The sequence below is a fragment of the Nostoc sp. genome (assembly GCF_036917455.1).
Taxonomy (GTDB): Bacteria; Cyanobacteriota; Cyanobacteriia; order Cyanobacteriales; family Nostocaceae; genus Nostoc.
The window spans coordinates 48,381-60,378 of record NZ_JBALDK010000200.1 but is presented as its reverse complement, the minus strand read 5'-3'; the positions used below and the strand labels follow the sequence as shown (position 1 = coordinate 60,378).

The 11,998-nt window shown below is 43.5% G+C and carries 12 protein-coding genes; 3 read left to right on the top strand and 9 right to left on the bottom strand.

Annotation, left to right across the window (positions count from 1 at the left end; translation table 11 throughout):
• Positions 1–12 precede the first annotated feature (12 nt).
• The 6 genes from cobD to pilM form a co-directional block, all read right to left on the bottom strand.
• Positions 13–1,050, bottom strand: a complete 1,038-nt coding sequence (gene cobD / locus V7K42_RS20870; protein ID WP_334919258.1) for a threonine-phosphate decarboxylase CobD — start codon at positions 1,048–1,050, stop codon at positions 13–15.
• A gap of 26 nt (positions 1,051–1,076) precedes the next feature.
• The gene (locus V7K42_RS20865) at positions 1,077–1,361 is read right to left on the bottom strand and encodes an HU family DNA-binding protein (RefSeq protein WP_010998076.1); all 285 of its coding nucleotides are present in this window, start codon (positions 1,359–1,361) and stop codon (positions 1,077–1,079) included.
• Between the two features lie 747 nt (positions 1,362–2,108).
• A complete protein-coding gene (locus V7K42_RS20860) occupies positions 2,109–4,574 on the bottom strand; it encodes an AMIN domain-containing protein (protein ID WP_334919257.1) in 2,466 nt (821 codons plus the stop codon).
• Between the two features lie 118 nt (positions 4,575–4,692).
• Entirely contained in the window at positions 4,693–5,460 is a 768-nt protein-coding gene (locus V7K42_RS20855; RefSeq protein WP_334919256.1) for a pilus assembly protein PilO, read from the bottom strand.
• Positions 5,457–6,233 (bottom strand): PilN domain-containing protein, encoded by a 777-nt coding sequence (locus tag V7K42_RS20850; protein WP_334919255.1) that lies wholly within the window; start codon positions 6,231–6,233, stop codon positions 5,457–5,459. Before V7K42_RS20850 ends, V7K42_RS20855 begins: the two co-directional genes overlap by 4 nt.
• 4 nt (positions 6,234–6,237) lie before the next feature.
• The gene (pilM, locus tag V7K42_RS20845; protein ID WP_094332619.1) at positions 6,238–7,344 is read right to left on the bottom strand and encodes a type IV pilus assembly protein PilM; all 1,107 of its coding nucleotides are present in this window, start codon (positions 7,342–7,344) and stop codon (positions 6,238–6,240) included.
• A 140-nt stretch (positions 7,345–7,484) separates the two neighbouring features.
• Between pilM and V7K42_RS20840 the strand changes: the two genes are divergently transcribed.
• Positions 7,485–8,783 carry an ABC transporter substrate-binding protein gene (locus V7K42_RS20840; protein WP_334919254.1) on the top strand — a complete coding sequence of 433 codons (1,299 nt, stop codon included), beginning with the start codon at positions 7,485–7,487 and terminating at the stop codon, positions 8,781–8,783.
• A 7-nt stretch (positions 8,784–8,790) separates the two neighbouring features.
• Here V7K42_RS20840 and V7K42_RS20835 read toward each other — a convergent pair whose 3' ends face one another.
• The 3 genes from V7K42_RS20835 to V7K42_RS20825 form a co-directional block, all read right to left on the bottom strand.
• A complete protein-coding gene (locus V7K42_RS20835; RefSeq protein WP_334919253.1) occupies positions 8,791–10,170 on the bottom strand; it encodes a bifunctional folylpolyglutamate synthase/dihydrofolate synthase in 1,380 nt (459 codons plus the stop codon).
• Positions 10,171–10,326: 156 nt separating this feature from the next.
• On the bottom strand, positions 10,327–10,455 hold the full coding sequence (locus V7K42_RS20830; RefSeq protein WP_094333564.1) for a photosystem II protein Y: 129 nt from the start codon (positions 10,453–10,455) through the stop codon (positions 10,327–10,329).
• Between the two features lie 187 nt (positions 10,456–10,642).
• Positions 10,643–11,170, bottom strand: coding sequence for a gamma carbonic anhydrase family protein (locus tag V7K42_RS20825; RefSeq protein WP_334919252.1), 528 nt, complete (start codon positions 11,168–11,170; stop codon positions 10,643–10,645).
• A gap of 14 nt (positions 11,171–11,184) precedes the next feature.
• Here V7K42_RS20825 and V7K42_RS20820 point away from each other — a divergent pair, with 14 nt between their 5' ends.
• Positions 11,185–11,373 (top strand): hypothetical protein, encoded by a 189-nt coding sequence (locus tag V7K42_RS20820; RefSeq protein WP_334919251.1) that lies wholly within the window; start codon positions 11,185–11,187, stop codon positions 11,371–11,373.
• Between the two features lie 36 nt (positions 11,374–11,409).
• Entirely contained in the window at positions 11,410–11,922 is a 513-nt protein-coding gene (locus V7K42_RS20815) for a TIGR02652 family protein (protein ID WP_094333562.1), read from the top strand.
• Positions 11,923–11,998 lie beyond the last annotated feature (76 nt).

Here is an 11,998-nt window from a genome sequence, read left to right as displayed (position 1 = left end):
ACTCCTCACTCCTTATTCCCCACTCAGCGCTGTTAGTAAGCGTTGGTTATCGGACTCTTCACGTACAGCAACCCGGAAAAAACGATCGCCTAGTTCTTTAAAGCTAAGGCAATCACGGATTAAAATCTGGTGATGCTTGAGTAATTGTTGCTGTAAATGCGAAGTAGACTGTTGAGACTCAACCAGTAAAAAGTTAGCAGCACTTACCTGGGGTTGAAATCCTGGTATTTCAGCCAAACCTTGAAAGAGTTGGTTTCGTGCAGGTGGTAGCCACGCCCAGGTTTGCTGCTGAAACTCCGTATCTTGGAGTGCCGCAATTGCCGCCGCCGCCGCTAGGGTGTTGACGGGCCAGGGGTCACGCCATAGCTGCCATTTAGCTAGGCAGTCGGGGTGTGCGATCGCATATCCTAATCGCAGTCCTGGGAGACTGTAAAATTTGGTTAGCGATCGCAATATTACTAAATTTGTATATTCCTGCACCACTGGAATCAGGCTTTGTTCCTGATTAGGCGGTACAAAATCCATAAATGCTTCATCCACCACAACTAAAGCAAATTGCTCCAGGTAGGGCAAAATAGAGTCCCGTGAAAATATCTTTCCCGTTGGGTTGTGCGGATTATTCAACAATAACCCTTTGTCCTTTGTCGATGACCAATCACTAATCACCAATGACAAAGGACACTCCAGTACTTTAGCGTTATACGCTGCCAAGGTTCGGTAATAGTCGCCAAAGGCTGGAGTGATTAAAATTGTCGCGGCTAATTGAGCTAATTCTCTACCAACTAAAGTAAGTAATTCTGCGGAGCCGTTACCCGGCAGAATCCACTCAGTAGGTAGTTGATGGAAGTGACTGAGAGCTAGTCTCAGTTCACTATAGTTTGGATCTGGATAGTGCTTAAGATTACCAAGTTGGGACACTATAGCAGCGATCGCGCTGTTTGGAGGCCCCAACGGGCTGATGCTAGCAGAAAAATCCAGAATAGCATCAGGGGGACAGCCAGCCAGTGCTGCTGCCCAGGCTAAATTTCCCCCGTGTGCAGGTTGCCGCATTAAAAAAGGGTTCCCGAAGACAGAACCTATGCTTTTGGGGGTGCTACCTTTTCTCTAAACAGTTTTCCTGCCGAGAAGGCAGGAACCCTCGTCGCAGGAATTTCCATCTTTTCATTTGTTTTCGGGTTGCGGCCTTCACGGGCTTTACGTTCCCGTGATTCAAATGAGCCAAATCCTACCAACGTTACCTTATCACCAGAGGAAACCGCTTCAATAATCGTTTCCAAAGCGGCAGTTAAGACTGCATCCGCTTGTTTTTTGGTAACACTAGCTTTTTCAGCTACGGCATCAACTAATTCACCTTTGTTCATATCAAACTCCTGAAGGTTTACTTGAGATTCAGTACAGATGTAACCTGGTACATCTGTACTGAAATCTTGGTTCGCGGGAATAAAAAATCATCCTTTGGGAGTATTTTTACTCAAAACGGCTGTACATCCCATCGGCTCGACTTTTCAATGAATCATTCTAAGGTGTTGTAGCCTGATGTGGATAGATGAAACCATTAATTTATATAGATTTCAGGATTTTTTGTCATTTTAGGGTAGTTGTTTCACTAAAAACCACCTCTAGGGTAGGAAAAAATACCTATTAAAAACTACGTAGGGGCAGCCCACCGGAGGCATTGCGAGGATAACAGGGGAGAAGGTAGAGGCAAGAGAGATATATATAATTATGAATACTAGATTAGCCATATCAGACGTGTCTGAGGCAAGGTAATAAATATTTGGGCTAATTTCTACAATCGCTTTACCCAATCGCAGGGATTCTAAAGCATCCAAAAATGTAGGCGTAAGAATTTGTCTGAGATTACGATTTGTGACGTTGCCACAAGTTACCTAAGGAATTTAAAATTATTGTTTCTTCTGTTTAATCTGAATTCAACGCCTTAATATAATGTCTGTCTAATTAGCCCAATTAAAAGTACTCTAAGAGGTTTTACTACGCAAAATTATCCCTCTCCGACTTGGAGAGGGACATACTTAAACTTTAGTTCAAAGCAGGAAGAGGTGTAAGAATTTGAGCCAAAGGTGACTCACCTGCTCATCATCTTTATCTTATCTACCAGGAACCTTCAACCCCCGCCGCTCAAGAATTTGGCGCACTTCTGGGCTGGGATTGTAGTTGTAGCCGTAGGAGGAGTTTTCAGAATCATCCATAATTTGAGGCGTGAGCAATACAACCACCTCATTGCGCTGATTGGATCTATTTGTCTTTCTAAACAGCGCACCAATCAGTGGAAGATCGCCCAAAATAGGAATCTTGGAGATACTTGTCCTATCTTGGTCTTGGATAATCCCTGAGAGAATGAGCGTCTGACCATCTCGTAAGCGAATTAAGCCAGAAGTCAGGGAACGTTCAGACACTAAGATAATTTGTCCATTTCCTGTATCTTGTGAGGCTGTAGGAGCGCTGACAGTAGGAGCAACCGATAGAGAAACGAAACCATTATCGTCAATCCGGTCAATTTTCACATTTAATGTTAAACCAACTTTTTGTTTCTCAATTGTTCTTTCTGTCCTAGAACCACCAGAAGTATCTGTTGTTTGGAGCGTTATGTTTCCCACTACTTCCTGAGTCAGATTTACAAGAGCCTGCTGACCTTCTTGTACAATCAAGGTTGGGTCAGTCAAAATTTTGGCATTGCCATTTGTCACTTGAGCTTGCAAGCTACTAAGAAGACGTTTGGGAAACTGGTATAGAGAAGACAAAGCTGTAGTAGCTGTACCCAAAGTACCTTGGGTGATACTTGATGTACCATCAGCGTTCCTTGTAATGATGTTATCGGTCGCTGGAGTAATATTAGTGAAACCTGGTTGTAAGGCGTTTGTACTAGCAGGCGAAATAGGTTGATAGAAAGAGCCACTTCCTGACTGGGCGATTCTAGTGACGTTACCATTTGCGTCTACTACTACCGTACCTGGGGTAGTTCCTGGAATAGATACACTACCGTTGGGATTAACAAAAGGGGTTCCTGTCAGTGGATTCGTAATAGTAGGTGTACTTGTGACACTATTTGCTACTTCAGAACTAGTAGCTGGTCTGGAACCACCGAAATTAAAAGATGCTGCACCACCATCACTGCTGAAGTAGTTGTTGCCAATCCCAAAAGAAAAGCTAGTGTTGTAGTCCTGGGTGTTATTGAGGTTAACATCAATAATCTTGACGTTAACTACCACTTGACGACGGCGGATATCAAGCTGAGTTAGTTGAGCCATCGCCATCTCAACTAGCCGAGGAGGGCCAATTAGGGTCAAAGAATTGGTGCGCTCATCTCCTAATGCCTGTAGACCTCTAAGTAATGGGTTAGAGTCTTTGTAATCAACACGTTGAGTTTCAACTTTGGTTTCTGTAGTCGTCTGAGTTTGGGTGATAGGAGCAGCTGCATTGCCAACAGCTATGGCACTAACACTAGTGACTTGCCGTTCTCGGCTGACAGCACTTTCTGCCCCTAAACCGACCAGAAAATTCAGGGCGACTCCCACTGTTACTTGATTGAGTCGCAGGCTACGCATAACCATATCACGGGTTGCATTAGGCAGTTTAGGCCCTACAAAAACTGTGCGATTACTGCGGTTAGCTTCTAAACCACTCAAACGCAAGACGTAATTAAACACATCTTGTACTGGCTCGTTTTCTATATCTAACGAGATTGTTTGAGAGGTTGCTTGTGCAGCACCACCTTGTTGACCACCACCTTGCTCGCTGCCAACATAAGCTAGGTTCAAATTAGCAGCACGAGCAAGCAGTGATAAAACCTCACGCACTGGCGCATCTCGCAATACTAAACGGGGTACACGCTCCTGAGTTCCTAAGTCAATTGTGCTAGGAGAAGCATCGGTAGCGGAAATAGCAATATCTCCCACCGGTGGGGCGACGGCTCTGGGTAAGAAAGGTGGAGCCTGACTCAGAGGTTGACCGGGCCCAGCAGCTTGTGCAGGTTTTCCGTCAATGGTAATTTCTGGGTTTGGAACTAGAACACCTGAATTTTGACCAGATTGGGCTGGAGTAGTCGCAGGCGGCGCTGTGGATGTTGGTGCTGTGGATGTTGGTGCTGTGGATGTTGGCGCTGTGGATGTTGGCGCTGTTGGCGTTGGTGCTGATGCCATAGTGCCTGTGGATGGGCTAAAGCTGAGTGTAATTCCATTTTGCGATCGCACCACCGGTTGACTCTGAGGTGTATTGTTGCTCCCTGTTACCGTCACCCGGATGCTATTGGCATCAAGCTGATTAACCTCGACAGACGCAATTCCTGGCGCTGGGCTATCTTGACGAAAGCTATTACCTTGTGGTAATCGTAATTGAGTATTGATAATATCTGCGACTAAAGTCTTGCCTCTTTTTGTAGTGAAAACTTGGGGGCGTGAACCCGAAGAAGTTTTCAAAGCAACGTTAATTCCACCATTAACTGGATTTAACTGTACATTAGTAACTTGACTAATTTGTGCCCAAACTGGTTGCGCTGCCAAAAATACAAAAGCGGCAGTACCTAATATAAAACTATTACCGTGAAGCTGTTTCACAGTTCATTCCTCACCTTATAAAACCTTGTTTACAAAAAATTGTGAGAAATTAGGAGTTAATAGTTAGGAATGATAACTCCTAACTCCTAACTCTTAACTCCTAACTTCTCATTGCTAACTACTTTTTCGGGGCAGCTTTAGCTGCGGCAGCAGCTATTTCTTCTGCACTAAGTGGCATCAATACCTGTAACTGGAATGATGTATTAATTGCTGCTGGCCCAACCTGTACAGGTGTTTTATCTAATGGGGATCTTGACTCTACTGGAGCCAAAGTTGCTTGATAATCTTTAACTATTAACAAAGGCTGTAACCGCTCAATGTTACGAATTATGGATTGTGTTTGCTCATAAGTTCCTGTAATTTCAGCATTGATAGTGCTGCGTTCCAACTTACCGTCAACCTGTAGTCCTAAAGTTCCATCAGTAATCGGTTCTGGCTTTTGGGAAACTGGCACAAACCTCTTCAGTTTGGCTCTAACTGCATTAACAGAAGTTGGAGTATTTCCAGACTCAATTAAGCGGTTCAAATCTAACAGCAATGTATCTAAACTTTTTTCGTTAGCGAATAAAGCTAAAACTTGTACTTTTTGCTGTTTTGCCTGAGCTAATTCCTGTTTAACTTTGTCAATCTGTTTGATATTGGCTTTTTTTTGCTCAATTTGCCCTTGCAGTTCAGAGCTTTTTGCTTGCTGCTGCTGATAGCTTTCCAAAGCTGGCATCAGCAAGTTTAACAATATATAACCTGCTCCTGCTAAACCAATTACCCCCACCAAAATTCCAATGATTTTTGGTGTAAAGGCAATGCCAAATACCACGGGGTAGGCTGGCGTTTCCGAGTTGAATTCCCCACCATGTTCGGCAAAATTTAAATCATCACTCAGCGTCATTTTGAAATGACTCCTGTTTGTTGGATACTACGAATTCGAGTCACTAACCCCACTGTGCCTTTTTTTTCCAACTCTCGGATTAATTCCGAAGCTGGAACATCGCTCATAGTCGATTGAATAGTATATTTAACTACTTGAGGTGGCTTAATTATTACACCATTAGTAGGTTGCTCGGTACCTGGTGGTATAGGAGCATCCACCAAGGCTGCTGTCATAATTCGGCTTTCTGTGGACTTCAAGAATCGAGACTGTTGTAAACTTAATAAGAAATCATTGACATCGTTAAAAGAACGAGCCAATCCGGTAATTTCTAATCCTCCAGCAGGATTGTTTGGGGGCTGGCCTGCCGCGACTGCAACGGGTGGGGTTTGCTTGATAGTTTCGATTTGCACTGCGGCAGGAATGCGATCGCGCAAATCTTGCAGCATTGCTGACCAAGGTCGAATCTGGTCAAATACAGTGACTAATGCTTGAGTTTCTCCTTTAATTGCACTCGTCTCGGCTTTGATTTTGTTAATATTTCCTATTTCTGTATCTAACCTCTTGCTTTCCTGATCTAGTTGTGCGATTTGACCATTTAATTCAACAATCTTCCCTTGCAATAACCACCAAGCAACTCCCAATACAGCTGGAAGACCTACACCTACAGCAACTCCTATATACACTGGTGTCAAATTTCCTGTAGGCAGGTTTAGGGATATTCCTCCCTTTCTCTCAGGCTTTTTCTGATATGCTGGGCGATCTTTTAGAAAGTTAACATCTAGGCTATACATTTTGTTACACCTCCCGCATTCCTAGACCAAGTACGATCGCCAACCCAGAGCGTTGCACCTGTGGATATTTCTCAGTGTCAACTTCCAAGGATAAAGAGCCGATTGGATCTATTTGGGTAGTTGGCAAGCTCAGTCGTTGGGTAAAGAATTCATCTAGCTGCTGGAGTCCACCTCCTGGCCCAGCTAATATAATCTGCGCTACCTCCAAATTTTCACTTTGATTGAGGTAAAAATCGATGGAACGGCGCAGTTCATCCGTTAGTTCTCCCAATACTCTTAATATGGCTGCCATACCAGGATCGAGTTCGGTAACGCCGGTTTTCCCGCCGTCTATGGGAGTTGGAGGAATAATCATTCCATATAACAGTTCCATATCTCGTGATGTGGGTAAACTCATTGCCCTTGCTAAGGCTGTTTGCATTTGATAAGTTCCGATTGGAACTGTGCGCGAAAATTGCGGCACTCCGTTAACGATGATGGCAATTTCTGTACTGTCGAACTCTATATCAACTAGTACTGCTGCTTCTTGCGGCCCAAATTGTCGCAATTGCTCACGAATAGTCCGAATAAGAGCAAAACTGTTAATTTCTAAAACATCAATTTGTAATCCTGCCTGCTCAAATGTACTGATATAGGTATCCGTGATCTCCTTGCGGGTGGCAACTAGGAGTACGTGTACTTTTTCAATGCCATCTTCATCTACAAAGTACCCAAGTTTCTGATAATCTACATCAGCCTCTTCACGAGGATAGGGTAAATATAAACCTGCTTCATGGTTGAGTACCATTTCTCGCAGTTCTTTGTCATCTAACTCTGCTGGCACTGGTATAATCCGAACGATAGAATCTCGCCCTGGTACACCAGTAGCAACACGAGAAGTTTTGATTTTGCTCTCAGCTAGCGCCTGCTGGATTAATTGCGCCATTGCTGCGGGATCGGTGATTTGACCATCAATAACTACACCTTCGGGAACTGCTACCGATATAAAGGTTTCTAGTTTCATGCCTTGACGCTGCTTGCGTAGCTGAACTACATTGACCCGTTCGGGAGCAAGTTCAATGCCGACCCCTTTATTTGATTTGCCAAACAGACTTTTGAAGCTTTTTACCACAGTTGTGCCCGCTGGACTGCTAAATTGAAAATTTAAATGATACTAAAAACGGACTTGGTGCTAATTAATTTATTTAGCCTATAATCTCGACAATTCTGTCTAAGCTTTTCACACCTATCAAGCGTAAAAATACTGGGAAAATGATTCAATTGCGAAAATTTAAACAACTTGTTGCTTTTGTAATGCTTGGCTTATTAACCAGTTGGATTGTAAGTTGCAGTACAAGTAATGTCAGTACAAATACAAAACAAGTTAATTCAGGAGCAGCAACTATTAAGTTTTGGACAATGCAACTCCAACCTCAATTTACCGACTACTTCAAAAACCTAATTGCGAATTTTGAATCGCAAAACCCAGGTATAAAGATTAGCTGGGTCGATGTACCTTGGGCGGCTATGGAGAACAAAATTTTAACAGCTGTCTCAGCAAAAACGCCACCTGATGTAGTTAACCTCAATCCGGGTTTTGCTTCCCAACTTGCAGGACGAAATGCCTGGTTAGATTTAGATGCAAAAGTCTCAAACAATGTCCGTTCCTCCTATCTACCAAATATCTGGGAATCTTCTACACTTAATGGCAAGAGTTTCGGGATTCCCTGGTATCTCACCACACGGTTAACCATTTATAACACTGATTTATTAAAACAGGCAGGTATCAATAAAGTCCCTACAACCTACGCAGAATTGGCACAAGTAGCACAACAAATTAAAGATAAGACAGGGAAATATGCTTTTTTTGTGACGTTTGTACCGCAAGATTCTGGTGAAGTACTGGAATCTTTCGTACAAATGGGAGTCACCCTAATAAATGGTGATGGGAAAGCGGCGTTTAATTCAGCACCAGGTAAGGCAGCGTTTCAATATTGGGTAGATTTGTATAAAAAAGGGTTACTTCCAAAAGAGGCTTTAACGCAAGGACATCGCCACGCCATCGATTTATACCAATCTGGAGAGACTGTGTTTCTAGCTTCTGGGCCAGAGTTCCTAAAAACGATCGCTAATAATGCCCCGAAAATCGCCCAAGCTACGGGAATAGCCCCTCAATTGACTGGTGACACGGGCAAGAAAAATGTCGCTGTGATGAACATAGTTATTCCCCGTGACAGTAAACAACCAGATGGCGCTGTGAAGTTTGCTTTATTTGTCACCAATGACGAAAATCAGTTAGCTTTCGCTAAAGCTGCAAATGTCTTACCTTCTACAGTCAAGGCATTGTCTGATAGTTACTTTAAAGATATTCCTGCTAATGCTTCAATAGTAGAAAAAGCGCGAGTTATGAGTGCTAAAGAATTGCAACGGGCAGAAATATTAACCCCTAATTTGAAGGATTTCAACAAACTGCAAAAGGCAATTTATGAGAACTTACAAGCAGCAATGTTAGGGGAGAAAACTGTAGATAAAGCCGTAGAAGATGCAGCGCAGGAGTGGAATAATAGGTAATTCGTAATTATGATTTACGAATTATATTGGTGATTGATAAAAAATCGCCTACTAGATAAAGGGAACCACATACAATGATTAAATCGTCTGTGGTAACTGCTTCTAGTGCTGTGAATAAATCTGGATAGATTTGGCGATCGCTTAATTTGGGACAAAGGCTATAAGCTAGGTTTGCTAATTCCTGTAGATCGGCGGAAGTTCTACCCGGCCAAGATTCTACTGGTATTGGCACTAAAAAAAGGCGATCGCCTGGGTGCAGCAGGGCGGTAAAAATGTCCTCATGATCCTTATCGGCAAACATTCCCATAACCCAGTTGACGGGCTTGCGGTTAACAATGTCTAAGCTATCGACATACTGGCGAAGAACTTGGGCTGCGGCAGTATTATGAGCGCCATCAAGTAATAATTTACGGTTGTTCCAGGTAGTCCATTGCATCCGCCCCAGCCATTGAGTTTTTGCCATGCCCTTAATTATGGTTTCTTCAGAAATCTGCCAACCCCGTTGTTGGAGAATTTCTAAAGCTGCTATTGCCAAAGCTGAATTTGCTAGTTGAATTTGTCCCGCTAATGGCAAAGGATATTTAATTAATTGAGAATTTTGAAGTGTTTGATATTCTGCCCATCCTGTAGCGATTTGACGGGCGGGTTGAGGCATAAAAATTGGGCATTCTAATTCTAAAGCACGCGATCGCACAACTTCTTCTGCATCCAGTGGCAATCCTCCAACCACAACAGGACATCCAGGTTTGAGAATACCTGCTTTTTCTCTAGCAATGTCCGCGACAGTGGGGCCAAGTTGCTGCCAATGTTCTCGGCTGATGGAAGTGATGATAGTAACCAAGGGTTTCAGGGAAACATTTGTAGCATCCAAACGCCCTCCTAGTCCGACTTCTATCACAGCCACATCGACTTGTTGCTGGGCAAAATATAACCAAGCAGCCGCCGTAATTACTTCAAACTGAGTCGGGTTCCCATACTTTTCCGAAAAGGTTTGATTCCCCCTATCCTCCCTTTTGAATTGGGAAACATAGCCCCCCTTTTCAAGGGAGGTTGGGGGGATCTCCTCGTCACCAGACCGAATAACCGCTTGGACTTTTTCTAATAATTGGCTCAATTCCTCTGAGGAAATTGGCTGTTCATTTAAACAAATACGTTCCGTCCAATCGACTAAATGCGGTGAAGTGTAGCGTCCTGTGCGATAACCAGCTTCAGTAAGTACTGAAGAAAGATAGGCACAGACTGAACCTTTGCCATTAGTACCAGCAACATGAATTACCGGAATTTGATGATGAGGATTGCCGAGATTTGCCAATAAGTTGACAATGCGATCGAGTCCTAGATGGACACCAAACCGTTGAAGGGGTTGTATTACAGAATCAATATCCAAGGAAGGGGGAGTGGGGGTAGGGAACAAGGGGCAGGGGAGAGAATAAAAATTGCTACTTTTCCCTCTCCCTCTTCCAATGAACCATTAATAGTGATAAAACCGACTGTCTCCGTAAATAGAAACAGGCGGTTCAAAAGTGATGATATTATGCTGAATTTAGGCTTCCCGATCCAAAAAGCCTTGAATTTGTCTTAAAGCCGCAGCACCAATATTAAACACTGCCCAGCTAGCAGCAATGGCAACTGGTGCTAAAACGATCGCTATACGGAAATCGATAGAATCCATATCTAGAACCTCTCTCTTAAGTAGAAATTAAAGTTTTGTCAACTGCTCTCATTTTTATTTTTAGCTGAAGTGGGCAATTTTTCGCAACATATATGTAAAGAATGTTTAAATTATGAGGGATGCGGGATTGGGAATGGGGCATTGGGCATTGGTTATTTTTCGCTCGTCGTCCCGCACTCAGGACTCCCTACGATTTGCAAAAACCGATATCAGTACCTTTACCAGCATGAACTAAAGCTAATTTTTGGTAACGTTTAGCGTGTTCAATCAATTCTGCGGCTTCAACGTCTGTTACTTGTCGTGACACTTTGCCAGGAATACCTACAACCAGTGACAAAGGAGGTATATTTTTGGTTACAACTGCGCCAGCACCGATAATGCTACCAGCACCCACTCGTACCCCGTCTAAAATCACTGCGCCAATGCCAATCAAACTTCCACGCTCAATGTAAGCGGAATGGATCACAGCGCGATGCCCTACGGTAACATGATCTTCTAAAATTGTCGGAAAACCAGGATCGCCATGTAGAATTGCACCATCCTGAATATTTGTGCATTCGCCAATTTCAATCCGTTCTACATCTGCCCTAACTACTGCTCCATACCAAATGCTCACTCCTGCTGCTATATTTACCGAACCTATAACAACAGCATTGGCTGCGATGAAGGTAGCTTGAGAAAAATCAGGAGATGTCCAGTAAGAAGCGGTAGACACGATAGAATATGAATATGGTACTCAGGAACACTGGAGAAACTCCAACCTTTGAGGCTGGTTGCACAACCAGAATATCACAGCGTCAAGCCTCTCCGGTGAGGAAAACACTCGTGAAGAATGTTTATGCTGCAACTGCGTGTTTGTGTAGCAGTAAGCAATTAACCCAAAGTGGTGGAGCCGAAGTGTATAATCCAATGCACTAGTGCTGGTGAAGACGAAATTATGTTTGTACGCACTTCATGATGAATCCAGGCTTTCAGTACCCAATGTTTGGGCCGGAAATACAGTGCCCCCATTGTCGCCAGACTATTCAGGCGCTGACATTAACAGATACCTATTTGTGTCCGCGTCATGGCGCTTTTGAAGCTAATCCTAAAAATGGTGAGTTAGTTCATTTGCAATCGGGCCGTCATTGGCGGAGGTGGAATAATGAATGGTATAGACAACATACTCATCCTGATGGTATCCGCTTTGAAATTCACGAAGCTTTAGATAAGCTGTATACCCAAGGCTTTCGAGCAACAAAAGTGATTATTGCTCTACGCTATCAGGAATTGATGAGTGGCTATTTAGAACGCAGCACACCTTGGCGTTCTGGACAACCGGAAGCTACTGCTGCTCGACTATACGGCTTACCCGTAGAGTTTAGCCCCGATACCTCAGAAGATCCATGCTGGGAAGTGATTAACTTTGACTTGGAAAAAGAGCCTGGTGTCCCTGTACGCTACCCCTATTTCAGGTTGTTTGAGTAATGGTCATTAGTCATTTGTCATTTGTCATTGGTGAATAACAAAGTACAAAGTGCAAAGTTACGATCGGAGAAAACCT